This window comes from Stutzerimonas kunmingensis, from assembly GCF_002929225.1.
Classification (GTDB): domain Bacteria; phylum Pseudomonadota; class Gammaproteobacteria; order Pseudomonadales; family Pseudomonadaceae; genus Stutzerimonas.
This window is the reverse complement of the sequence record NZ_PISM01000004.1, coordinates 1,051,104-1,074,585: the sequence shown is the minus strand read 5'-3', so window position 1 is coordinate 1,074,585 and position 23,482 is coordinate 1,051,104. Positions and strand designations below refer to the sequence as shown.

18 protein-coding genes are annotated in these 23,482 nt (G+C 64.0%); 13 read left to right on the top strand and 5 right to left on the bottom strand.

All coding sequences use genetic code 11. The features are described from left to right. Window positions 1–7: 7 nt before the first annotated feature. Entirely contained in the window at window positions 8–2,188 is a 2,181-nt protein-coding gene (gene rlmKL, locus CW305_RS06185; protein ID WP_104097362.1) for a bifunctional 23S rRNA (guanine(2069)-N(7))-methyltransferase RlmK/23S rRNA (guanine(2445)-N(2))-methyltransferase RlmL, read from the bottom strand. Window positions 2,189–2,547: 359 nt separating this feature from the next. On the opposite strand from rlmKL, the gene rmf reads away from it, so the two are divergent. After that, window positions 2,548–2,763, top strand: coding sequence for a ribosome modulation factor (gene rmf / locus CW305_RS06180; RefSeq protein ID WP_003280740.1), 216 nt, complete (start codon window positions 2,548–2,550; stop codon window positions 2,761–2,763). A gap of 92 nt (window positions 2,764–2,855) precedes the next feature. Here the strand turns inward: rmf and CW305_RS06175 are convergent, their stop codons facing one another. Further along, on the bottom strand, window positions 2,856–3,887 hold the full coding sequence (locus CW305_RS06175) for a quinone-dependent dihydroorotate dehydrogenase (protein ID WP_104097361.1): 1,032 nt from the start codon (window positions 3,885–3,887) through the stop codon (window positions 2,856–2,858). A gap of 111 nt (window positions 3,888–3,998) precedes the next feature. Next, window positions 3,999–4,220, bottom strand: a complete 222-nt coding sequence (locus tag CW305_RS06170) for a DUF2835 domain-containing protein (RefSeq protein ID WP_003298332.1) — start codon at window positions 4,218–4,220, stop codon at window positions 3,999–4,001. Window positions 4,221–4,378: 158 nt separating this feature from the next. On the opposite strand from CW305_RS06170, the gene CW305_RS06165 reads away from it, so the two are divergent. Further along, entirely contained in the window at window positions 4,379–5,293 is a 915-nt protein-coding gene (locus CW305_RS06165) for a DUF6685 family protein (RefSeq protein ID WP_041754446.1), read from the top strand. Window positions 5,294–5,446: 153 nt separating this feature from the next. On the opposite strand, the gene CW305_RS06160 is transcribed toward CW305_RS06165, so the two are convergent. Further along, the gene (locus CW305_RS06160) at window positions 5,447–10,297 is read right to left on the bottom strand and encodes an NAD-glutamate dehydrogenase (protein ID WP_104097360.1); all 4,851 of its coding nucleotides are present in this window, start codon (window positions 10,295–10,297) and stop codon (window positions 5,447–5,449) included. A 210-nt stretch (window positions 10,298–10,507) separates the two neighbouring features. Here CW305_RS06160 and CW305_RS06155 point away from each other — a divergent pair, with 210 nt between their 5' ends. The 10 genes from CW305_RS06155 to CW305_RS06110 all read left to right on the top strand — a co-directional run bounded on the left by CW305_RS06155 (window position 10,508) and on the right by CW305_RS06110 (window position 20,964). After that, window positions 10,508–11,467 (top strand): AAA family ATPase, encoded by a 960-nt coding sequence (locus CW305_RS06155; protein WP_104097359.1) that lies wholly within the window; start codon window positions 10,508–10,510, stop codon window positions 11,465–11,467. Continuing rightward, a complete protein-coding gene (locus tag CW305_RS06150; protein WP_042925063.1) occupies window positions 11,467–12,429 on the top strand; it encodes a DUF58 domain-containing protein in 963 nt (320 codons plus the stop codon). Before CW305_RS06155 ends, CW305_RS06150 begins: the two co-directional genes overlap by 1 nt. Further along, complete coding sequence (locus CW305_RS06145; RefSeq protein WP_104097358.1) at window positions 12,426–12,920, top strand: DUF4381 domain-containing protein; 495 nt, start codon at window positions 12,426–12,428, stop codon at window positions 12,918–12,920. The genes CW305_RS06150 and CW305_RS06145 overlap by 4 nt, the downstream gene beginning before the upstream one ends. Next, window positions 12,913–13,932 carry a vWA domain-containing protein gene (locus tag CW305_RS06140; protein ID WP_104097357.1) on the top strand — a complete coding sequence of 340 codons (1,020 nt, stop codon included), beginning with the start codon at window positions 12,913–12,915 and terminating at the stop codon, window positions 13,930–13,932. The genes CW305_RS06145 and CW305_RS06140 overlap by 8 nt, the downstream gene beginning before the upstream one ends. Further along, the gene (locus CW305_RS06135) at window positions 13,929–15,653 is read left to right on the top strand and encodes a VWA domain-containing protein (protein WP_104097356.1); all 1,725 of its coding nucleotides are present in this window, start codon (window positions 13,929–13,931) and stop codon (window positions 15,651–15,653) included. The genes CW305_RS06140 and CW305_RS06135 overlap by 4 nt, the downstream gene beginning before the upstream one ends. Beyond that, window positions 15,650–17,278: a BatD family protein gene (locus CW305_RS06130; RefSeq protein WP_104097355.1), complete on the top strand. Its 1,629-nt coding sequence runs from the start codon at window positions 15,650–15,652 to the stop codon at window positions 17,276–17,278. The genes CW305_RS06135 and CW305_RS06130 overlap by 4 nt, the downstream gene beginning before the upstream one ends. Before the next feature lie 177 nt (window positions 17,279–17,455). After that, window positions 17,456–18,676: a CmpA/NrtA family ABC transporter substrate-binding protein gene (locus CW305_RS06125; RefSeq protein ID WP_104097354.1), complete on the top strand. Its 1,221-nt coding sequence runs from the start codon at window positions 17,456–17,458 to the stop codon at window positions 18,674–18,676. A 14-nt stretch (window positions 18,677–18,690) separates the two neighbouring features. Then, complete coding sequence (locus CW305_RS06120; RefSeq protein WP_104097353.1) at window positions 18,691–19,269, top strand: ANTAR domain-containing response regulator; 579 nt, start codon at window positions 18,691–18,693, stop codon at window positions 19,267–19,269. 300 nt (window positions 19,270–19,569) lie between these two features. Next, window positions 19,570–20,292 (top strand): hypothetical protein, encoded by a 723-nt coding sequence (locus tag CW305_RS06115; RefSeq protein ID WP_104097352.1) that lies wholly within the window; start codon window positions 19,570–19,572, stop codon window positions 20,290–20,292. Between the two features lie 228 nt (window positions 20,293–20,520). After that, a complete protein-coding gene (locus CW305_RS06110; protein ID WP_003280718.1) occupies window positions 20,521–20,964 on the top strand; it encodes a thioesterase family protein in 444 nt (147 codons plus the stop codon). On the opposite strand, the gene CW305_RS06105 is transcribed toward CW305_RS06110, so the two are convergent. Next, window positions 20,948–21,898, bottom strand: coding sequence for a 1-phosphofructokinase family hexose kinase (locus tag CW305_RS06105; protein ID WP_104097351.1), 951 nt, complete (start codon window positions 21,896–21,898; stop codon window positions 20,948–20,950). The two genes, CW305_RS06110 and CW305_RS06105, sit on opposite strands and share 17 nt — an antisense overlap. A 358-nt stretch (window positions 21,899–22,256) precedes the next feature. Here CW305_RS06105 and CW305_RS06100 point away from each other — a divergent pair, with 358 nt between their 5' ends. Continuing rightward, on the top strand, window positions 22,257–23,468 hold the full coding sequence (locus CW305_RS06100; RefSeq protein WP_104097350.1) for a NarK family nitrate/nitrite MFS transporter: 1,212 nt from the start codon (window positions 22,257–22,259) through the stop codon (window positions 23,466–23,468). The last annotated feature ends 14 nt before the right edge of the window (window positions 23,469–23,482 follow it).

Here is a 23,482-nt window from a genome sequence, read left to right as displayed (position 1 = left end):
CGGATGATCACCGCGCCTGGAATTTCCAGGCGCGGTGGATCCGGGGATTACGACGGAAATCCTCGTCCAGCGTTGCGCTGCTGATTTCCTCTACGGCGTAGCGGTCGCTCAGGCTGGCATCCAGCACGAATTTGCGGAAGTTGTTGGAGAAATACAGCGCTCCGCCCGTCGCCAATCGAGCCATCGCCAGATCGAGCAGCACCTGATGGTCCCGCTGTACGTCGAAAACGCCTTCCATGCGCTTGGAATTGGAGAACGTCGGCGGGTCGATGAAGATCAGGTCGTACTCACCACGGTCTTCTTCCAGCCAGGCCATCACGTCGCCCTGTTCCAGGCGCTGGCGATCCGAAAGGCCATTCAACGAGAGATTGCGACGCGCCCAGTCCAGATAGGTTTTCGACAGGTCGACGCTGGTGGTGCTGCGCGCACCACCCTTGGCCGCATGAACCGTGGCGGTTGCGGTATAGCAGAACAGGTTGAGGAAACGCTTGCCAGCCGCTTCACGCTGAATGCGCAGGCGCAATGGGCGATGATCGAGGAACAGGCCGGTATCCAGATAATCGGTGAGATTCACCAGCAGCTTGACGCCGCCCTCGGTCACTTCGAGAAATTCGCCCTGACTGGCCTGACGCTCATACTGGCGTGTTCCCGTCTGGCGCTCGCGGCGCTTTACCACCACCTTCTCGCGAGGAATGCCCAGTGCTTGCGGTATGGCAGCCAATGCATCGAGCAGGCGCACCTGGGCCTTCTCCGGATCAATGGAGCGCGGCGGCGCATACTCCTGCACGTGCACCCAGTCACCGTACAGATCGATCGCCAGGGCGTACTCAGGCATGTCCGCGTCGTATAGCCGGTAGCATTCGATACCCTCACGACGCGCCCATTTGCCGAGCTGACGCAGATTCTTCTGTAGGCGATTGGCGAACATCTGCCCGCCTTCGCTGAGGCGTGCCTGCTCGACCGGCACCTGCTGCTGTAAATGTTCCTCATGGCCGGCGCCGCGCTGACCTGTCACGAACTGATCCAGCTCGACCTTGATCAGCAGCAGCTTGCACGGCAGCGCACCGTTCCAGAACGCGTACTGCTTGTGACTGCGGATGCCCATGCGCTTGCCGAGATCCGGCGCGGCGGTGAATACCGCGGCTTCCCAGCCCAGGCAGGCCTGGCGCAGGCGTTCGCCGAGGTTCTGGTAGAGATAGAGAAGGCTCGCCTCGTCGCCGAGGCGCTCACCATAGGGCGGATTGCAGATCACCAAGCCCTTCTGATTCTGGTCCGGGCGCGGCTCGAAGTCGCCGACATCACCCTGGTAGACCTTGATCCAGCCGGCCAGCCCAGCGCGTTCGATGTTGTTGCGTCCCGGCTGGATCAGCCGCGGATCGGCCTCATAGCCGCGAATCCATAAGGGCGGCTTGGCCAAGCCAACCTCTGCCCGTGCCTGAGCTTCGGCATGCAGTCGCGACCACAGCGCGGGTACGTGCCCCAGCCAGGCACTGAAACCCCAACGCTCGCGCTTGAGGTTCGGCGCGATGTCCGCCGCCATCATCGCCCCTTCGACAAGAAAGGTGCCGACGCCGCACATGGGATCTGTCAACGCGCCACCAGCAGCGGCGATACGTGGCCAGCCGGCACGCATCAGGATCGCGGCAGCAAGGTTTTCCTTGAGCGGCGCTGCACCCTGCTGCAGTCGATAGCCACGCTGGTGCAGGCTGTGCCCGGAGAGGTCGAGCGAAAGCACCGCTTGCCCCTTGTCGAGGCGCAGATGCACGCGCAGATCAGGATCGAGCTTGTCGATGCTGGGCCTCTCGCCAGATGCGGTTCGCAGCCGATCCACGATGGCGTCCTTGACCTTGAGCGCACCGAAATGGGTGTTGTCGATGCCCGAGCCACGACCACTGAACTCCACTGCCAGGCTGCCGGCAGGCTGCAGATGGTCAGCCCAGTCGACGGCGTGAACCCCTTGGTAAAGCGTCTCGGCGTCTACAGTGGGAAAACGGCTGATCACCAACAGCACGCGATTGGCCAGGCGCGACCATAGGCAGAGCCGGTAGGCCACCTCCAGCGTACCGAAGCCGCGAATCGCGGATGTCTGCTCGCGACTCTCCTCCAGTCCAAGCGCGGTGGCTTCCTCGAGCAGCAGGCCTTCGAGTCCCTTGGGACAGGTCAGGATCAGTTCATGGCGGTCGGTCATGGAGTTTCCACAAAAGGTGCTTCGGACCGTCGCGACCCTTTCGTCGGAACAGGCCCAGCAAAGAAAATTAGAAAGAGGTTACAAACATCATGGTTGCAATCATGCAGAAGTGGCCAAGCAGTGCACTTCGCATCCCTTGCCCTTTCAGGCTTATGGGTAGAACCATAGATTCGTTACCTACTTATGACAAAACGATCATTCCAGCGTCTTCAGCATTGCGTTAGAACTCACCTCAGGCCGACATCGCAATGGTGCCGGCGAAGCGCGCCACGCCGGCAGCGCGCTTCATTGGCAGTCTATCTGCCCGGCCTCGCCATGAGGCCACAGGAACACCAGTCAACCACTGAGGGCAATACCCAATGAGAAGACTCAAGCGTGATCCGATGGAACGAGCATTTCTACGCGGTTATCAGCACGGCATACATGGCAAATCTCGCGACCTCTGTCCTTTTTCCCATCCCAATGTTCGCCAAGCCTGGATTAACGGCTGGCGGGAGGGTCGCGGCGACAACTGGGATGGTCTGACCGGCACGGCCGGTCTGCATAGACTCAACGAACTTCACGCGGTCGGCTAATTCACCGATCCACCCGACTTGATAGCGCGCCCCACCCGGGCGGCGGGCGAGAAGCCCAGGGGCTCCCAACAGGAGCCCCTTCCGGGCAATCATCAATGCGCTTTTGAACGCAGCGCCGCGATGGCATCCACCGCCTCGCGGATCAATGCCGGTCCCTTGTAGATGAAACCTGAATACAACTGAACCAGGCTGGCACCCGCCTCGATCTTCTCTGCCGCGTGCCTGCCCTCGGTGATGCCGCCCACAGCAATGATCGGCAGCCGTCCGCCTAGCGTCTGTGCCAGCACCCTGACCGTATGCGTGCTCTTCTCCCGAACGGGCGCACCAGACAGGCCACCAGCTTCGTCAGCATGAGCCAAGCCGGCAACGCCTTCTCGGCCAAGGGTAGTGTTGGTGGCGATGATCGCGTCCATCCCGGCCTGAAATACCGCCTCGCCCACCAGAGCGGTTTCTTCGTCGGTCATGTCCGGAGCGATCTTGATCGCAAGCGGCACGCGCTTGCCATGCATGATCTCCAGATCCTCACGGCGCAGTCGCAACGCATCGAGCAAATGCTTGAGCAAGTCGCCGAACTGCAGGCTGCGCAAGCCAGGCGTGTTAGGCGAACTGACATTGACGGTGACGTAGCTTGCGTGGTGATAGACCTTGTCCAGGCAGAGCAGGTAGTCCTCCTCGGCGCGCTCGACAGGCGTATCGAAATTCTTGCCGATGTTGATACCGAGGATGCCCTTGAACCTGGCGGCCTCTACCCGAGCCAGCAGCGCATCTACACCATGGTTATTGAAACCCATGCGATTGATGATCGCCTCGGCCTCGGGCAGGCGAAATATCCGTGGCTTGGGGTTGCCTGGCTGCGGGCGCGGCGTCACGGTTCCCACTTCGATGAAACCGAAGCCCAGCTGCGACATTCCGCGAATGGCTTCGCCGTTCTTGTCCAACCCTGCTGCCAGGCCGACCGGATTGGGGAAATCGAGCCCCATCACCTGAACAGGAAGACTTGCTGGCGCTTTGCCGAGCATTGCATTGAGCCCGAGACGGCCACCGGCGCCAATCAGCTCGAGGGAAAGTTCATGGGAAGTTTCCGGAGATAACTTGAACAATAGCTGGCGGGCCAGGTTATACATACGCAGCCTAAGGTCTCGGTAAATGTGGACGCGGAGTATAGCAGCCCGAGAGGGCTTCAGCCGCTGCCGCCAGTGAGGAAATAGGCCGGTCGAGCGCACCGACCGACGGGTTCATTGCAGACGCCGCAAACGCAGCAATTGTCCCTGCTCAGCGAATTCGAGCTCGAAGGAACCATATATCCCTTCGTGGGTCAGAAACGGGCGCAGATGATGCGCCGGCAAGCTGACTCGCGTGCCGTCGCGACTTCGAATCAGGACTCGATTCGCATGGCCCTGGTAGACCGCCTTCATTCGTTCGGCGGACAGCGCGATATCCAGTACCAGATTTGGCATGGAGGCTCCTCAGTGATCTATTCAGCGATATTGCCACATCGACACGCGATCTTTGCCCAAGGCTGTGACGCAGGCCAGCGCTACGGGTGGCGCAAAGCCCGTGCGCAAATGACACAGGTCTGCCACACTTCGGCCGTAGCCCTGAGAGCTCAAGCATCATGATGAGCCTGCCCGAGCCAATGCCTTCACTGACTTCTCAAATCGCACGACTTGCGCAACGCCTCGGGCTGCGCTCCAAGGCTTCGCTTCCCATTCAGGATCGCGCCAGCAGCCTGCAGCTGCCCTTTTCCCGCCTACCCGAGCCTGAGCCCAGCATTTTCTGGAACGATGGCCCCTGCCTGCAACGCTTGCTGGAGCTGCCACGTGGTGCGCTCTCCGGTCCGGTGCAGGAAGACAAGGCCCGTGCCCATGCTGCGCTGACCCGCTTGATCAGCAAGGATTGCACCCGGTCACGGCTCGACCTGCGGCAGATCGACGGCTTCGGCGGGCAGCGCAAAAATGAACCGAGTTACCCGACCTTCGAAGCCTTTTCCAGCACGGCGGGTTGTCGACAGGTACGAATCATCAGCTACAAGGATTTTCTTCGAGCACTCGGTACCGCCTTGCCCGGCTTCGACAAGGGGGCAGCGATCGATGTTCGCCAGGCCAGCTGGCTCGGGGAGCGGCTTTATTGGGCCGGCGAACACCATCTGGAAGCCTTTGCCTGCGCCGTGGCCTACGCGCGCTTGCGCGGCCTGGAAGTCATGCTGCCGGCGGAGGTCACCGATTACCGCCTCGACCGCTCCGGTGTTCACGCGCTGGACGCTGACTACCACGCCGTGACGATGCCTGCTCAGGCCTGGAGCGATCGTGAATTCATGGCCATGCTGCTCGACAGCCAGGTTCCCTATGCCCGCTTGACACTACTGCGCGATGCCAGCAATTCCGAGTTGCTGTTGCTGGAGAAGCGTGACCCCACAGCCAATGCCATTGGCGAGGGGCTGAAGCTGGCAGGCGCACCCGACCTGATTCGCTACCTGCGCGATCTGCCGCAGATCACTCGCTTCAAGGTCGGACTGCCTGCGCAGGACTGAGCGTTTACCGCCACGGACTCCCTGCGCAGCAAACACCCATCCGCTAAAAAAAAAACGCACCGCCCGAGGGCAGTGCGTTTTTCAGTTGCGCCGCATTAATGGCGCGGCCTCTGCCGCGGACGGATCGTCCACAGAGGAAGCCGCAAGGCCTCGTCAGCCATGCCCTACCGACTGCGCCAGCCCCTGCAGCTCGCGGCTGGCGACTGCATAGATGGCGTAGTCGGTGCCGCTGGCGCCGCGCAGCTCGGACAGCATCGAGCGCCAGCGCTCCATTAACACTGGTCGTTGAGACAACCAGGCGTCGACCCGCTCGCTGATCGCCTCCGGACCGTTCTCCATCTGCAGCACCGATACCGTGATGCTGCGCTGCTGTGAGTCGAGGTCGTCGCGGAAGCTTTCACGCGCCAGGGCCTGCCAGTTGTTGGCAACCGGCAGGTTGGTGAGCAGATGCAGATACCAGGGAAGCTCCAGCGCACCACCGACGGCGAAGTAGGTTGCCGCCACCTGCGCAGGCACCTGGCCAGTTTCGTCAGCGGCCTCCAGAATCGGCAACAGCGTGTACAGATGGCTGGTACCGGCCACCATGCGCGCCAGCAGCTCCGGCACCCCGGCTTCGGTGTAACGCTTATAGCGCTCCTGCCAGCGGTCACGCGTCGAGCCTTGCAGCAGTTCATCGAGCTTCAGACCAAGGGCAGCGACCCGCGGGCCAAAGTGCGCGACGTCGCGTGCGGCATCCAGCTCGCTACGACGATTGCGCAGGAACCAGCGCGTCGCGCGTCGGCCCAGGCGCATCAGCTCATCCATCAAGGCCAACTGCAGCTCCGCCGGTACCTTGTGATCCAGCGCCTCGATCTGCCGGAACCAGTGAGGCAGATGGAAGATGTCGCGCACGATCACGTAGGCTCCGGCGACATTCGCCGCACTCATGCCCGTCGCCTCATTCAGGCGCTGAACGAAAGTGATGCCCATGTTGTTGACCAGATCGTTGGCAATCTGGGTAGCAACGATTTCGCGCTTGAGGCGATGTTGCAGCATGGCATCGTGGAAACGCTCGCTCAGTTGCTGCGGGAAGGCACTTTCCATTTCGCGGGCGAGGTAGTCGTCGTCCGGCACGCGCGAATCCAGCAGCGCTTTCTTCAGTTCGATCTTGCTGTAGGAAATCAGAACCGACAGCTCCGGCCGGGTCAGCCCCTTGCCGATGCTGGCGCGCTCGGTCAGGGCGTCATCGCTGGGCAGGAACTCGAGCGCGCGGTCGAGCTGCCCCGCCGCCTCCAGCGCATTGATCAACCGAACATACTCGGCGGCCCGCTCCCGCGAGCGATGCTGCGCCTGGGACAGCGCCTGGGTCTGCTTGTAGTTGTTCTGCAGCACCAGCTCGGCCACCGCGTCGGTCATTTCGAACAGCAGTTGATCGCGCTGCTTGGCGGTCATGTCACCGGCGCTGACCACCTCATTGAGCAGGATCTTGATGTTCACTTCATGATCCGAGCAATCGACGCCGCCGGCATTGTCGATGAAGTCGGTATTGCTCGATCCGCCATGCAGCGCGTACTCGACGCGTCCCAGCTGGGTCATGCCGAGGTTGCCGCCCTCGCCCACCACTTTGGCGCGCAGATCGGCACCATTGACCCGCACCGCATCGTTGGCCTTGTCGCCGACTTCGGCGTGGCTTTCGCCGCCGCTCTTCACATAGGTACCGATACCGCCATTCCATAGCAGGTCCACCGGTGCCTTGAGCAGCGCGTGGATCAGCTCGGCTGGGGTCAGCTGATCCGCCTCGATGGCGAAGCGCTCTTTCATCTGTGGCGTGATCGCGACTCGCTTGGCCGAACGCGGGAAGATGCCACCGCCTTCCGAGATCAGCGACACGTCGTAATCGGTCCATGACGAGCGCGGCAGGTCGAACAGGCGCTTGCGCTCGATGAAACTGCGCGCAGGATCGGGATTGGGGTCGATGAAAATATGCAGATGGTTGAACGCGGCCACCAGCTGCAGGGTTTCGGACATCAGCAGACCGTTGCCGAACACATCGCCAGCCATATCGCCGATTCCGATGACGCTGATCACGTCGGTCTGCACGTTGATGCCGCGCTCACGGAAGTGCCGCTGGACCGAAACCCAGGCGCCGCGCGCGGTGATGCCCATCTTCTTGTGGTCGTAGCCTGCCGAGCCGCCCGAGGCAAAGGCGTCGCCGAGCCAGAAGTCGTATTCGGCGGCGATGCCGTTGGCGATGTCCGAAAAGCTCGCGGTGCCCTTGTCCGCAGCGACCACCAGATAGGGATCGTCACCGTCATAGCGCAGTACATTGGCGGGCGAAACGACCTGACCTTCATGCAGGTTATCGGTGATGTCGAGCAGGCCACTAATGAAAATGCGATAGCAGGCGATCGCTTCGGCCTGAATATCATCCCGCGTGCCACTGGTAGGCAGACGACGCGGCACGAACCCGCCTTTCGCGCCGCCGGGAACGATCACCGCATTCTTCACCTGCTGCGCCTTGACCAGGCCGAGCACTTCGGTGCGGTAGTCCTCTTCACGGTCGGACCAGCGCAACCCGCCACGCGCCACCTTGCCGCCGCGCAGGTGCACGCCCTCGACCCGTGGCGAATAGACGAAGATCTCGTACATCGGTGCCGGGCGCGGCATCTCCGGAATCGAGCGCGGATCGAGCTTGAAGCTGAAATACGACTTGGGTTTTCCGTTGGCATCCGGCTGATAGAAGTTGGTTCGCAGGGTGGCCTGAATCAGCGCCAGATAGCGCCGCAGAATCCGGTCCTCGTTGAGTACCGCCACCTCATCAAGCGCTGTGAGAATCGCCTGTTCCAGCCGTTGCTGCTTGTCTGCCAGATCCTCGTCACCGAGCTTGCGCGCCAGGTAGAAGCGCATCTTGAACAGCCGCACCAGCTCGCGGGCGATATCCGTGTGGTTGAGCAGCGCGCTGGCGATATAGCCAAGGTCGAAGCCCATGCGAATCTGCTTGAGATAGCGCGCATAGGCGCGCAGCAGCGCCACTTCCCGCCAGGCCAACCCGGCGGTCAGCACCAGACGGTTGAATCCATCGTTCTCGGCAAAGCCGCCGTAGATATGGATGAACGCATCCTGCAGCGCCTCGTTGATCTCCAGCAGGTCGATTTCCAAACCTTCGGCATAAGTGAAGGCGAAGTCGTGTATCCAATACTCGCGGCCGCTGCGGTCGCGCAACCGGAACGGAAACTCGCCGAGCACCCGCAGCCCCAGGTTCTCCATGATCGGCAGGATGTCCGACAGCGGCAGCGGTGTATTCAGGTGGTAGAGCTTGCAGTGCAGGCGGTTCTCTTCAGCCGTGATCGGCTGATAGAAGCTCATCACCAGCGGGCGTTCCTCGCTGAGGTCGAGCACATGCTGCATGTCGACGGTGGCCGATTGCGGCGAGAAGCGCTCGCGGTAGCCGGCCGGGAAACCTTTCGGAAACTCGCTGAGCAGATGGGTGCCCCTGGCCTCGCCGAAGCGCTCGACCACTAGGCTCTGGTAATCGTCCTGCCAGGTACGGCATGCCTGCAGCACTTCCTGCTCCAGACGCACCGTATCCACCTGTAGCGCGCGGCTGGGGTCCAGACGCAGGATGAACTGCACGCGCGTCAGCACCGATTCGGAGAAATAGGTGGAGAACTCGCAGTCGCTGGCTTCGAGCCGCTCCTGCAGCACCTGCTGGATTTTCAGCCGTGTCTCGGTGGAGTAACTGTCACGCGGCACGTACACCAGGCAGTAGCAGAAACGCCGATAGGGGTCGAAACGCAGGAACAGCCGCAGCCGATTGCGTTCCTGGATCTGCACGATGGCGATGGCGTTTTCGAACAGCTCGTCGATTGGCGCCTGGAACAGCTCGTCACGCGGCAGCACCTCGAGAACCTGCACCAGCTCCTTGGCCAGATGCGCGGAGCTACCGAAATTGGCGCGCTGCACGACCGTCTCGACCTTGCTGCGGATGAACGGGATGCGTCGCACGCTCTGGGTGTAGACCGACGAGGTGAACAGGCCGAGGAAGCGGCATTCGCGAACCACCCGCCCCTCGTCATCGAATTCACGCACCGAGACGAAGTCAGGGTAAGCCGGACGGTGCACGCGGCTGGGCATGGCCGCCTTGGCGAACGACAGCAGCAGCCGCTCACGCAGGTAGCTGACCGATTGGCCGGTGAGCGATTGCTCCTCCTCGGAAAGCCCGGTGCGCATGCTGCGCGACAGACCCAGCAGCGAGCTTTCGTCATAGACGATGCGCCCGCCATCGGCCTGTTCCTGCACGGAGAACTCTTCGTAGCCGAGGAAGGTGAAATGGTCGTCCGCCAGCCACCGCATGAAGTCGCGGATCTCTTCCAGCTCGTCGCCGTCGATGCTCAGGTTGACCTGCTCCAGACGCCCTTGCAGCTCGACCGCCTTGCCCTTCATCGCCGCAAAGTCACCCACCACCTGACGCACATCAGCCAGCACACCCAGCAGTGACTGCTCGAGCTCGCGCAGGGCCGTCGGGCTGGCGCAGCGATCGATCTCGACGAAGATCAACGATTCGGCGTGGCTGTCAGCGGCACGCTCGTCCTTGGGCAGCAGCTCCAACAAGCTGCCGTCGGCCCCGCGACGCACCTGCAGCACGCTGGTTTGCAGGGTATGGATGCTGTAGCCGCGGCGCGTCAGCTCCATGCGCACCGAATCGACCAGAAACGGCATGTCCGGATGCAGCACCTCGACCACGCTGTGGGTCGATTGCCAGCCGTGCTTCTCGAAGTCGGGGTTGAATACCTGCACCTCGGGTTTGGCGGGATCGAAGCGCTCCAGCAGGCGCCAGCTGGCCAGTGTCGAGCCGACCAGATCGCTCATGCGCCGTTCGGTGAGTTCGGGCAGCGCGACGATGCCGAAGAACTGTTCGGCGAACAGGCTCAGTTGCGGCAGGATTTTCGGGTCTACGTGTTGCGCTAACGCTGTCTGCAATTGCTGCTGAAAGTCGGCCTTGCTGGCCGCTGAAAAGAACGCCATGTATGGCTCCGCTTGGCTTGCTGGGGAAAGAGACGTCGGTAGTGACTGACGGCACAGGACGAAGGTTCAAGGTTAGTCTAGTCGAGGGTTAATGCAGTAAAGTGGCGCTTCTCCTGCAGTCGCCTGCGACTGTCTGTAGCAGCCAATAGCAGCCGGCGTCTCTGCCCGCCGCGCCAGCCGATTTGCCGCCCACCTGGAAGACTCGAAACGATGGATCACCGTGAATCGATAATCGCGCTGCGACAGTTCCTGTCCACCCAGATCCTGGGGCAGGAACGGCTGATCGAACGCCTGCTGATCGCCTTGCTCGCCGACGGGCACATGCTCGTCGAAGGGGCGCCGGGCCTGGCCAAGACCCGCGCCATCAAGGAACTCGCCGAAGGCCTGGAGGCGGAGTTCCATCGAATCCAGTTCACCCCCGACCTACTGCCCGCCGACATCACCGGTACCGAAATCTATCGCCCGGAGACCGGCAGCTTCGTCTTCCAGCAGGGGCCGATCTTCCACAACCTGGTGCTCGCGGACGAAATCAACCGGGCACCGGCCAAGGTGCAATCGGCGCTGCTCGAAGCCATGGCCGAGCGCCAGGTCAGCGTCGGCCGCAGCACTTACGATCTGCCGCCGCTGTTCCTGGTGATGGCGACACAGAACCCGATCGAGCAGGAAGGCACCTACCCCCTGCCCGAAGCACAGCTCGACCGCTTCCTGCTGCACGTGAAGATCGGCTTCCCCGACGCCTCGGTGGAACGACGCATCCTGCAGCAAGCCCGGGGCGAGGCGATCAATGGCGAGGCGGCGCCGGAACATCGGGTCAGCCAGCAGGCGATCTTCGCCGCGCGCAAGGACATCCTCGGCCTGTACATGGCCGATGCGGTGGAGGAATACCTGGTGCAACTGGTCATGGCCACGCGCACGCCGGCCAAGTTCGATGCCGAACTGGCCGAATGGATCGCCTATGGCGCGAGTCCGCGGGGTTCGATCTCGCTGGACCGCTGCGCCCGCGCCCATGCCTGGCTGGCCGGACGCGATTTCGTCAGCCCCGAGGACATACAGGCGATGCTGTTCGATGTACTGCGTCACCGCCTGATTCTCTCCTTCGAGGCAGAAGCCGCCGGCATTGATCAGGACCGGGTCATCCAGCGCGTTCTCGACGTGGTCGCGGTGGCCTGATGCAACCGCAGGCTTCCGCCGCCGGGCAGCCAACCGAGCAGGGCTCCGGTATCCGTGTGAGCCTGGCCGAACTCATCGATATGCGTCATCGCGTCCGTGAAGTGCCGCTGTTTTCCACACCGCATCGCCGCAGCCCGCTGGTCGGGCTGCATCATTCCAAGCTGCGCGGGCGTGGCGTGGACTTCGACCAGGTCCGCATCTATCAGCCCGGCGACGACGTGCGCACCATCGACTGGCGCGTCACCGCACGCACCCAGGAGCCGCACACCAAGCTGTTCCATGAAGAACGCGAGCGGCCGATCTATATCGTGGTCGAGCAAAGCCCGCGATTGTTCTTCGGCAGCGGCCGACTGTTCAAGTCGGTGCTGGCGGCGCAGGCGGCGAGCCTGATCGGCTGGGCGGCGCTCAGCCACAATGATCGGGTTGGCGGGCTGGTGTTCGGCGATGAGCGTCAGGAAATCAAGCCGCGGCGCAGCAAGCAGAGCCTGCTGCAGCTGCTGGATCGCGTCACCCGCGCCAACAATCGCCTGCAGCCAGACAACCCGATCGACCCCGACGCTTTCAGCATGGCCCTGCGCCGGGCACGGGAAGTGCTGCGTCCGGGCAGTCTGTCGGTGATTCTCTGCGACGAGCGCACCCTCACCGATGCCGCCGAGCAGCAGCTCAGCCTGCTCGCGCGCCATGTCGACCTGCTGTTGCTGCCGCTGTTCGATCCACTGGATCACGCCCTGCCCGCGGCCGGCCTGCTGCGCTTCAGCGAAGGCAATGCGCGGCTTGAACTGGATACGCAGGATGCGGATCTGCGTCAGCGCTACCGCGAGCAGGGCGAGGCGCGCAGCGCCCGCTGGCAGCGTCTGGCCGATCGCCTGCGGGTGCCGCTGATGCCGCTGGATACCCAGCACGATCTGGTCGAGCAGTTGCGTGAGCACCTGAGCGTCCGCCATCCGAGCGCACGGCGATGAATCCGCTCGATCAACTGGCTCCGCTGATCAGCCCCGAGCCGATCAGCTGGTGGCCTCCAGCGCCGGGCTGGTGGCTGCTCGGCCTGGTGCTGCTGATGGCGCTTGGCTTGCTCTGGCGACTTCGTCACCGGCTGCTCAGGCGCAAGCCCCGTGTGCAGCCGGAGCCACCGCTGGAACCGCAGCGTCAGGAGGCGCTCATCGAGCTTTCGCGCTTGAGCAAACCCTACGGCGGGCAACCGGCCAGCCAGTGGCTGCAACAACTCAATGGGCTGCTCAAGCGGCTCTGCCGCATTCGTTACCCCAACGACCACCCGCACACGCTCAGTGGGCGCGCGTGGCTGGCCTTTCTCGACAACCGCTGCCCTGCCGCCGGGCTGACCCGCTGGATGATTCTCGTCGAAGGTGCCTACCGGGCCGAGTGCCGCCTCGACGACAAGGCCATCGACGGGCTCGAACAGGCCGTTGACATCTGGATCCGCAAGCATGTTTGAACTGGCCTGGCCCTGGGTCTTCCTGCTGCTACCGCTGCCCTGGCTGCTGCGCGCACTGCTGCCGCCGGCCGATAGCGGCGAAGCCGCGCTGAAGGTCAGCTTCCTCGACGAACTGCAGCAGCTGTCCGGCCGGCGCGCGCGTGTCGCCCTGCCCGCCTGGCGCCAGCAACTGCCCTACCTGACCATCTGGCTGTTGCTGCTGTTCGCCGCAGCACGCCCCCAGTGGCTGGGTGAACCACTGCCGCTGCCCACCAGCGGCCGCGATCTGCTGCTGGCAGTGGACGTCTCCGGCTCGATGGATTACCCCGACATGCAGTGGCAGGACGAGGAGCTGACGCGGCTGGAATTGGTCAAGGTACTGCTCGGCGACTTCATCGAGGAGCGTCGTGGCGATCGCGTCGGCCTGATTCTCTTCGGCAGCAAGGCCTATCTGCAGGCGCCACTGACCTTCGATCGCCACACCGTGCGAGTCTGGCTGGACGAAGCCCGGGTTGGCATCGCCGGCAGCAACACTGCGATAGGGGACGCCATCGGCCTAGCGGTTAAACGCCTCAGGGAGCGACCGACGAACAGTCGCGTGCTGGTACTGATCACCGACGGTGCCAACAACGGTGGCGAAATCGAGCCACTGCTGGCGGCCTCGCTGGCCGCCGAAGAAGGCGTACGGGTCCACACCATCGGCATCGGCGCCGTGCCGGGAGAAGGTGGCGTGCTCAGCCGCTTCGGTTTCAACCCTGGCCTGGACCTCGACGAGCCGACTCTGCGCGCCATTTCCGAGCAAACCGGCGGTGAGTATTTCCGCGCCTCGTCGAGCGCAGAGCTGAAGGCGATCGGCGATACGCTGGATCGTCTCGAGCCGGCAGCGCAGCAACCAGCCCAGGCCCGTGTGGCCGAGGCCCTGTACATCTGGCCGCTGTCGGCGGCTTTGCTGATCAGCCTGCTGATGGTCGCGGCCAGCCTGTGGAGTGCACAGTTGCAACGCCTGGCCTGGCGACGGGAGCAGCGCCGATGAACGAACTGCTACCCCATCTGTTGCGGCCATACTGGCTGCTCATCCTGCCGCTACTGATCTGGCTGCTGTGGCGGCTCTGGCATCGGCAGTTGCAGGTCGGGCGCTGGCAGCGTCTTCTGCCGGAAGCCTTTCATGCCGCCTTGCTGACCCGTGGCCGACTGCGCCACAGTCGCCTGCCCTGGCTGGTGCTGGGCCTGGCCTGGCTGCTGGCGGTCATCGCATTGCTCGGGCCCAGCTGGCAACGCTTCGAACAGCCGAGCATCAAGCGCAGCGATCCCCTGGTGGTGCTTCTGGAACTCACGCCATCGATGCTCGCCAGCGACGCACCACCCACTCGCCTGGAACAGGCCAAGCGCAAGCTGCTGGATCTGCTCGAGCGCCGACAGGACGTACAGACCGCCGTCTTGGTATTCGCCGGCAGCGCCCACACCGTGGTGCCGCTATCCGATGACCTGGCGACCACCCGCAACCTGCTCGATGCCCTGCACCCGACGCTGATGCCCGAGCAGGGCCAGCGCGCGGACCTTGCCGTGGCCAAAGGCCTCGCCCTGCTCGAACAGGCTGGCCTGGGGCGCGGGCGCTTGCTGCTGATCGGCAGCAGCCTGGACGAGCACGAGCGCAGCGCCATCGTCACGCTGATGGAGGGCAGAAACGAGCAACTGCTGATACTCGGCGTCGGCACCGAACAAGGCGCGCCAATCGCCGGCAAGGACGGCAGTTTCATCAAGGATGCCCAAGGCGCAATCCTCATCCCGCGCCTGGACAACGCCAGACTGCGACGCCTGGCCAACGAGCTGGGAGGGCGCTATCAGCGCGCGCGGCTGGGTGACGACGACCTGACGGCCCTCGGTCTGCTCGATCAAACTGGCACGTTGCGCCAGGACGATGAAATCACGCGGCTGGAAGCCTGGCTGGATCAGGGGCACTGGCTGCTGTTGTCACTGCTCTTGCTGGCCGCCCTCGCCGGTCGCCGCGGCTGGTTGTTCTGCCTACCGCTATTGCTGCTGCAGCCGCAGCCTGCCAATGCCTTCGAGCTAGAGGACCTCTGGCTACGTCGCGATCAGCAGGGCCAACGCCTGCTGGACGCGGAGCGGCCGGCCGAGGCCGCCGAGCGCTTCACCGATCGCCGCTGGCAGGCCACCGCCCGCTATCAGGCCGGCGACTATGCCGGCGCGGCAGAACTGTTCGCCGAAGGCAACACGGCCGCCGATCACTACAACCGTGGCAATGCCCTGGCTCGTAGCGAAGCCTTCGAGGCCGCCATCGAAGCCTATGACCAGGCGCTGGACCTGCAGCCTGATCTACAGGCGGCGCAGCGCAACAAGGCGCTGATCGAAGAGCTGCTGCGCCGCCAGCAGGAACAGCCCGAGCCCGAGCAGGAACAGAATCAGCAGGACGAGCAAACCGAAGAACCACTGCCGCAACCCGAGCAGCCGCAATCACAGGAAGCGGGCTCTGCCCATTCCCCTTCGCCGGAGGATGCCCAGGGCGAGCCGTCCAGCGAAGCCAGCGGCGCCTCGCAGACATCGACAACCGAAGCCACGCCCGAGACCGAAGAAATGGATGGCAGCGCGGCCCAGGCGCAACACGAGGCGCTCCCCGAGCAGGAACGGCAACAGGCGATGGAGCAATGGTTGCGGCAGATTCCGGACGATCCCGGCGAGCTGCTGCGAAGGAAATTTCTCTACGAACAACGCAAGCACCAGGAAACCAATCGATGATGCGCCTGATGGCTTTTCTTCTGCTCGGCCTCCTTGCTGGTCAGGCCGCAGCCGCCGGCCTGTTCGCCCGGGTTGACCGCACCCAGCTGAGCATTGACGAAACCCTGGAGCTGAGCCTGGAAAGCCAGGGCAGCACGGTATTCGGCAAGCCCGACCTGCAGCCGCTGGAGCCATTGTTCGAGGTGTTCGACACCCGTCAGGTCAACCAGCTTTCCAGCAGCAACGGCGAAGCCTATGCGATCACACGCTGGTTGATTACCCTGCGGCCGAAGCAGACCGGCTACGTGATCATCCCGCCGCTGCAACTGGGCGACTGGCGCAGCGAGCCGATCACATTGATGGTCCAGGAATCGCTGAAAAATACCGAAAGCGACCAGCTGGCGCCGATCTTCATCGATGCCAGCGTCGATCAGGAAAACGTTTACGTTCAGGCCCAGGTGATTCTTACCCTGCGCATCTATCATTCGGTTTCGCTGTACGACGACAGCACCCTCTCGCCGCTGCAGATGCCGGAAGCCCTGGTCGAACGGCTCGGTGAGCCACGCACCTACGAGAAAACCATCAACGGCATTCGCCACGGCGTCATCGAAGTGCGCTATGCGCTGTTCCCGCAGAAGTCCGGCGAGCTGACCATCCCTGCCCAACTGTTCAGCGCCACCACCGTGACCAATGGCAGCAACCCGCTGTTCGGCTCGCGTTCGGGCCGCTCGACGCAGGTCAGGTCACCAAGCATTCCGCTGACGGTCAAGCGCAAACCGGCGGACTACCCCGCCGCGGCGCCCTGGCTGCCGGCACGCAGCCTGACCCTGGTCGAGGCCTGGAGCCCGGAGCCCGATCAGGCACAGACCGGCGAATCGCTCACCCGCAGCCTGTTGCTCAAGGCCGAAGGCCTGACCAGCACCCAGTTGCCCGCCATCGGTTCTGCCCAGAGCCCCGACCTGCGCCGCTACCCGGATCAACCGATCCTGGCCAACGAAGTCAGTGGCGCGGGTCTGGTCGGTAGCCGCGAGCAGCGCGAGGCGCTGATTCCCACGCGCAGCGGCGCGTTGCAGCTACCCGCGGTGGAAGTGGTCTGGTGGAACACCGTGGAAGACCGGCTGGAACGCACCACGCTGGACGAACGGACCCTGAATGTCGCCGATAATCCGAATCTCGCGCCGACGCCCGCCGAGCAACCGGCCGCAACGCCACTACCTGCCGAGCAGCAGCTATTGTGGCCCTGGCAGCTGAGTACCCTGCTCTTCGCCCTGTCCACCCTCGCCGGCTTCGGACTGTGGCTACACGCGCGGCGGCAACCCGCAGTGCAGCGCGCACTGCAGCCTGGCCCGACCCCACGCAGCCTGCTCGACGACCTGCGTCGCGCCTGCCAGGCCAACGACTCGCAGGCCACTCGCCAGGCGCTGGATGCCTGGGCGCGGCAACAGCCGGAGACGCTGGCCGACATGGCTGCGCGCTTCGTGCCGCTGTCCGATGCGCTGGACGGACTCAATGGTGCGCTGTACAGCGAAGCCGGCCAGCGTTGGCAGGGAGAGGCGCTGTGGCAGGCAATCCAGACGCTCCCTCCAGCGACCAGTCCGAGTGTCGAGCAGGACCACAGCGCCCTGCCACCACTGTATCCACGCTGACCGGCAACGCCACACCGCTTCACACCAGACGCGCCTGACCAACGCGGTGCACGGGCACCGCATGGCGCACCACTTTCTCGCTGGCATATCGCTTGCTTCAGGCTTGGCATAGACCACTCCTGATCCGTCGTGCACGGTTACCTGTGCCGCACGCTTCGCAATCGAAAGGCCCACAGCATGACCGAACCCTCCACGTCGCCCCGCCACGATGCACTGGCATGGGTCGCCGGCAGCGATGCACCGGAAAAGAGCTCGCTCAACCTGGGCTTTCTGCCACTTACCGATGCCGCCTCGCTGATCGTCGCCGCCACCCAGGGCTTCGCCCAGCCCTTCGGCCTGACGCTCAACCTGCACCGCCAGAACTCGTGGTCGGGCCTGCGCGACAAGCTGATCGGCGGTGAACTGGACGCAGCGCACGGCCTGTACGGACTGATATATGCCGTGCACCTGGGAATCGGCGGCAGCCGCGCCGTGGATATGGCGGTGCTCATGGGGCTTGCGCAGAACGGCCAGAGCATCAACCTGTCGACCCCGCTCAAGGCTGCCGGCGTGACCGATCCCGAGGCATTGCGCAACAGCGTGCGCCAAAGCGGTGCACGCCTGACTCTCGCGCATACCTTCCCCACCGGCACCCACGCGCTGTGGCTCTATTATTGGCTGGCCGCCAATGGTATCCACCCGCTGCAGGATGTGCGGACGCTGGTGCTGCCGCCATCGCAGATGGTGGCGTACCTGCAGGCCGGGCGCATCGACGGTTTCTGCGCCGGCGAACCCTGGGGTGCGCAGGCGATCGCCGAGGGGGTCGGCTTCACCCTCGCAACCAGCCAGTCGATATGGCCGGATCATCCGGAAAAGGTGCTCGGCTGCACCCGCGCATTCGTCGAGCAGTACCCCAACACCGCGCGCGCACTGGTGATGGCGGTGCTCGAAGCGAGTCGCTTCATCGACCAGAGCCAGGAAAACCGCCGCAGCACCGCACAGCTGATTGCCGGGAGCGAGTATGTCAACGCGCCGCTGGCAGCCATCGAATCACGCTTTCTCGGCTTGTATCAGGATGGGCTGGGCAACGCCTGGAATGACCAACACCCGCTGCGCTCCTTTGCCGATGGCGCGGCGAACATACCCTACCTGTCCGACGGCCTCTGGTTCATGACCCAGCTGCGGCGCTGGGGTTTATTGCGCCAGGACCCGGACTACCAGCTGGTGGCAAGCCAGGTGCAACAGATCGAGCTGTACCGACAGGCCGCCGGAGCGCTGGGCATCACCGTGCCGGAGTCGCCCCTGCGCAGCGCCACGCTGATGGATGGCAAGACCTGGGACGGCAGCGATCCGGCAGCCTACGCCCGCAGTTTCCCGCTGCACGCCATGGCCGATCAGGCCATGGTGGCTGCACTTTGAGCAGGAGATCAGGCATGTTGCGCATCCTGCTGATCGACGACACCCCACGCAAGATCGGGCGCCTGCGAAGCGCGCTGATCGAGGCCGGCTTCGAAGTCATCGATGAATCCGGCCTGACCATTGATCTGCCCGAGCGGGTCGAGGCGATCCGTCCGGACGTGGTGCTGATCGACACCGACTCACCGGGCCGCGATGTGCTGGAGCAAGTGGTGCTGGTCAGCCGCGATCAACCACGGCCCATCGTCATGTTCACCGACGACAGTGACCCGGATGCCATGCGTCAGGCCATCCGCGCCGGGGTCAGCGCCTATATCGTCGAGGGCATTCAGGCCCAGCGACTCAAGCCGATCCTCGATGTGGCGATGGCGCGTTTCGAGGCTGACCAGGCGATCCGTGCGCAATTGCAGGCCCGCGAGCAGCAACTCGCGGAACGCAAACGCATCGAGCTGGCCAAGGGCATGCTGATGAAGATGCGCGACTGCAAGGAGGAAGAGGCCTACACCCTGATGCGCCGCCAGGCGATGAGTCGCCAGCAGAAGCTGATCCAGGTCGCCGAGCAGATCATCGCCATGAACGAGCTGCTTGGGCAGTGAGCTGCCCGACCGCAGTGCAACCGCTCGACCAAACGCACCATCGGCGAGCGTGCTCTCGGTCCCTCGGCATGGACCGTAAGACAGCTGCAACGCCGCCATCCGCCACGACGCGGCGTTCAGCCGAAAGCCTGCAGCAAGCGGCAGGCTGGCAAGCAGCTTGCTAGATGGGTTGGCCGAGCCAACGAGGGCGTCCGGCAAAGACGAAGGCGTCCCTGCACCGCATGTTTCGACATGCCGGTCCGGACGCCTTTTTTGTTGCCCGCGCGGCAGTGCCGCGCGCTCACTTCAGGGATTTGTAGAATGACCATCACCGCGACCTTGGCGATCGCCTGTGCACTGTTGATGCTGGGCCACTATCTGAACGGCATGGCCAGCGCACAACATTCCCGACGCGTAGCGCAGTTGCGCCTGCTGGCAGTTCAGGAAGATCTGGAGATTCTCCGCCTGCTGCAACAGCATCGCGGTCTGGGCGTACAGAGCGAACCCACTGCGGTAGCGCTGCGCTGCGCGCTGGCGACAAGCCTGACGCAACGTCTGCAACAGCGCAGTGCCCTGCCCGATGCGTATTCGATAACCGAAGGCTGGCTGGTTCTGCGCAACAACCCTGCCGATTTCGACGGGCATTGCGCTCTGATCGAAACCCTTATCGATGCGCTTGAGAAGCGGGCGCCGATATCGAGCAACGAACCCACCGAAGCCGCTCGCGCCTGCCGCGAACTGGAAGACGTGGCACGCCTGCGCGGCCTCTGCGTCGTCGCCTCGAATCAGGGCGGCTGCACGCCGGCGTTGCAAAAGCGCCTGAAAGCACTCTGTCGGCGCATGGTTACAGACACCGATATGGAGCTGAAGCGGCTGGTCGGCAAGCTGGAGCGCAGCGTGATCCATGCAGCCCAACCGAGGCTGAGCCCGCCCGAGTGTTTTGCCCTGGTCACTCCCTTCATCGACGCGCGCCTGCAGTTGATCCAGCAACGTCTGCAGCACAGTGGCGTACAAGCGCAGCGTGGCTTGCATCGGGCGGGCTGACGGATCGAGGTTGCGGGGTCTGCCTCCGCTCCATTCGTAGCCGCCAACGCATGGCTACGTGCAGGCGCCGCTCCACCTAGGGCCTCCAGTAGGAGCGACCTCAGCCGCGAATGGGCCCGCCCGGTGCCGGCTCATTCGCGGTCAAGACCGCTCCCACGAGCCCGCATCTAACCTGGGCGAATGACACAACGCTAGAATGCGCACCTTCGACCGATTACCGAGCGACCCATGGCGCGTCTTACCCTGCATTTCCCGGAAGACCAGTACTGCTTTTCCACCCAGCTCACCGTGCGAATCACCGACATCAACGCCGGCAACCATCTGGCCAACGACTCGATGATCTCGATGATTTCCGAGGCGCGGGCGCGCTTCCTGTTCGCCTACGGGGTTGCCGAGACCCGTCAGGACGGTGCCGGGATCATCGTGACCGACCTTGCCACGACCTACAAAGCCGAGGCCCATGCCCGTGATGCGCTGCTGTTCGAGGTCGGCGTGATGGATTTCAACAAGTACGGCGGCGATATCATCTTCCGCATCACCCGCCCTGCCGACGGCACACTGATCGCCATGGCCAAATCCGGTTTCGTCTTCTACGACTATGCCCAAAGCCGCGTCGTCGCCATGCCCGAGGCGTTCGCCGGCAAGTTTCCGCGGGTCAACCGGATCGACTAGGGGCGTCAGCCACAGATTGCAGCAACCGCTGGACATCCTCGCGATGACACAGCTCGGTGCCCGGACGCATCACCGTCGCGGCACCCGCGGCAATGCCCCGGCACACCGCATCCTGTAGCGAGCGCGCCTCGGCCAGCGCCAGCACCATGGCGCCGAGCATGCTGTCACCCGCACCCACCGCGCTGACCACCGGGACATCCGCCGAGGGCAGGCGCTGCAGCTCATCGCCACAGGCGTACAGCGCACCCTGGGCTCCCAGCGACAACACGACCACTTCGGCGCAGCCCTGAGCGATCAGGCGGCGCAGCGCTGCCGCCTGTTCGGCCTCGCTGGAGATGGGGTAGCCCACAAGGCTGGACAGCTCGTCGAGGCTCGGCTTCATCAGGTATGCACCGCCCTGCCGGGCGGCGTGGCGTAATGGCTCGCCGGACAGATCGACGACCAGCCGCGCACCGATACCGCGCGTCAATGCCAGCAGCTCGTCGTAGAAACCCAGGTCGACGCCAGGTGGAAAGCTGCCGCTCAGCACCACATAGGCCGGCGTTGGCTGCAGCGCTGCGAGGCTGTCGAGGCAACGCTGAAGTTCCTGCGCGGATAGCGTCGGACCGGGCAACACGAAACGGTACTGCAGGCCTGAGCCCAGCTCATCGACAGTGAAGCTCTCGCGGGTATCGCCAGTAATGGACACCGGACGATGCACCAGACCCAGTTCGTCCAGCGAACGTTGCAGGAGATCGCCAAAGGGCCCTCCAGCCGGATAGATGGCGATCGCCCTGCCCCCGAGCGTCTTCACCACCCGCGCCACGTTGATCCCGCCGCCACCCGGGTCGTGGCGCGGCAGCGAACACCGCAGCTTTTCGGTACTGATCACTCGCGGAGTGCTGACGGAAAGGTCCATCGCCGGATTAAGAGTCAGGGTCGCAATCAGGGGCATCGCTCGCTCCTTGGCAAAAGCCGCTCAAGACTAACAGCAAGCGCGCCTTGGGTTTTACGAGATGCCGTGCCCTGATTTGGCGCGCGGTTGCGCGCTATCTGTGCGCTTTGTCGTCGTGGGGCATCTGCTTAGCCACGCCGAACGCACAGAATTGGCGGCCTCCGCAGGCTGGCACGCTAGATGCTAGTTCCGCTTCAGGCAGGCCAACGGCGGTCTGCAATATCACGACAAAGGCGTCGCACCACACCTGCTCCGGCAGGCGTGCTGCGGCGCCTTTTTGTTTTCCGCCTCGACGAGGGGGCGGTCTGAGCAGCCCTAGCGGCCAACGCCGCGTCACGAACGCCCTGGAGCCGATCCAATGAGCACGAGTTTCTGGAAAGCCGGCCACGCGCCGACCCTGTTTGCCTCCTTCCTCTACTTCGACCTGAGCTTCATGGTCTGGTACGTCCTCGGCCCGCTGGGCGTGCAGATCGCCGCCGATCTCGGCCTGACCACCCAGCAACGCGCCTTCATGGTCGCCACGCCGATCCTCGCCGGTGCCGTACTACGTCTCGCGCTGGGCATCCTGGCGGATCGCACATCGCCGAAAACCGCGGGGCTGTTTGGCCAGAGCGTCGTCATCGTCGCGCTGCTCGTCGCCTGGCTGCATGGCATCCACAGCTACGAGCAGGCACTGCTGCTCGGCCTGTTCCTCGGCATGGCCGGCGCATCCTTTGCCGTCGCGCTGCCGCTGGCCTCACAGTGGTATCCGGCAGAGCACCAGGGCAAGGCGATGGGCATCGCCGGTGCCGGTAACTCCGGCACTGTGCTGGCGGCCCTGTTCGCGCCGGTGCTGGCGGCGATCTTCGGCTGGAACAATGTATTCGGCCTGGCGCTGATCCCGCTGGTCCTCACCCTGATCATCTTCGCCAGCGTGGCGAAGAATGCCCCCAACCGCCCAGCACCGAAGTCGCTGGCCGATTACATGAAGGCGCTGGGCGACCGCGACAGCTGGTGGTTCATGTTCTTCTACAGCGTGACCTTTGGCGGCTTTCTCGGCCTGGCCAGCACCCTGCCCGGCTATTTCCACGACCAGTACGCCTTCGACCCGGTCAAGGCCGGCTACTACACCGCCGCCTGCGTCTTCGCCGGCAGCCTGCTGCGGCCCCTTGGCGGCGCTCTTGCCGACCGCATCGGCGGCATCCGTGCACTGCTGGTGATGTACACCGTCGCCGCCTTCTGTATCGCCGTGGTGGGGTTCAATCTGGCCAGTTCGACTGCAGCGTTGGCGCTGTTCGTGGTCGCCATGCTCAGCTTGGGTGCCGGCAACGGTGCGGTGTTCCAATTGGTGCCGCAGCGCTTCAACAAGGAGATCGGCGTGATGACCGGACTGGTCGGCATGGCCGGCGGTATCGGCGGCTTTCTACTCACCGCCGGGCTTGGCGCAGTCAAACAATCGACCGGTGACTACCAGTTCGGCCTATGGCTATTCGCCAGCCTCGGCGTGCTCGCCTGGTTCGGTCTCTATGGCGTCAAGCGTCGCTGGCGCACCACCTGGGGTTCTGCTGCGGTAACCGCGGCACGGGTGTGATGCCCTCGCAGATC

Bases quoted from the DNA above. Each gene is read 5' to 3' on its own strand.
- CW305_RS06135 (WP_104097356.1), top strand. From the start codon at position 13,929: ATGAACGAACTGCTACCCCATCTGTTGCGGCCATACTGGCTGCTCATC.
- CW305_RS06160 (WP_104097360.1), bottom strand. From the start codon at position 10,297: ATGGCGTTCTTTTCAGCGGCCAGCAAGGCCGACTTTCAGCAGCAATTG.
- CW305_RS06175 (WP_104097361.1), bottom strand. From the start codon at position 3,887: ATGTATAACCTGGCCCGCCAGCTATTGTTCAAGTTATCTCCGGAAACT.
- CW305_RS06120 (WP_104097353.1), top strand. From the start codon at position 18,691: ATGTTGCGCATCCTGCTGATCGACGACACCCCACGCAAGATCGGGCGC.
- CW305_RS06140 (WP_104097357.1), top strand. From the start codon at position 12,913: ATGTTTGAACTGGCCTGGCCCTGGGTCTTCCTGCTGCTACCGCTGCCC.
- CW305_RS06165 (WP_041754446.1), top strand. From the start codon at position 4,379: ATGATGAGCCTGCCCGAGCCAATGCCTTCACTGACTTCTCAAATCGCA.
- CW305_RS06105 (WP_104097351.1), bottom strand. From the start codon at position 21,898: ATGCCCCTGATTGCGACCCTGACTCTTAATCCGGCGATGGACCTTTCC.
- CW305_RS06150 (WP_042925063.1), top strand. From the start codon at position 11,467: ATGCAACCGCAGGCTTCCGCCGCCGGGCAGCCAACCGAGCAGGGCTCC.
- CW305_RS06145 (WP_104097358.1), top strand. From the start codon at position 12,426: ATGAATCCGCTCGATCAACTGGCTCCGCTGATCAGCCCCGAGCCGATC.
- rmf (WP_003280740.1), top strand. From the start codon at position 2,548: ATGAGAAGACTCAAGCGTGATCCGATGGAACGAGCATTTCTACGCGGT.
- CW305_RS06130 (WP_104097355.1), top strand. From the start codon at position 15,650: ATGATGCGCCTGATGGCTTTTCTTCTGCTCGGCCTCCTTGCTGGTCAG.
- CW305_RS06125 (WP_104097354.1), top strand. From the start codon at position 17,456: ATGACCGAACCCTCCACGTCGCCCCGCCACGATGCACTGGCATGGGTC.
- CW305_RS06100 (WP_104097350.1), top strand. From the start codon at position 22,257: ATGAGCACGAGTTTCTGGAAAGCCGGCCACGCGCCGACCCTGTTTGCC.
- CW305_RS06155 (WP_104097359.1), top strand. From the start codon at position 10,508: ATGGATCACCGTGAATCGATAATCGCGCTGCGACAGTTCCTGTCCACC.
- CW305_RS06115 (WP_104097352.1), top strand. From the start codon at position 19,570: ATGACCATCACCGCGACCTTGGCGATCGCCTGTGCACTGTTGATGCTG.
- rlmKL (WP_104097362.1), bottom strand. From the start codon at position 2,188: ATGACCGACCGCCATGAACTGATCCTGACCTGTCCCAAGGGACTCGAA.
- CW305_RS06110 (WP_003280718.1), top strand. From the start codon at position 20,521: ATGGCGCGTCTTACCCTGCATTTCCCGGAAGACCAGTACTGCTTTTCC.
- CW305_RS06170 (WP_003298332.1), bottom strand. From the start codon at position 4,220: ATGCCAAATCTGGTACTGGATATCGCGCTGTCCGCCGAACGAATGAAG.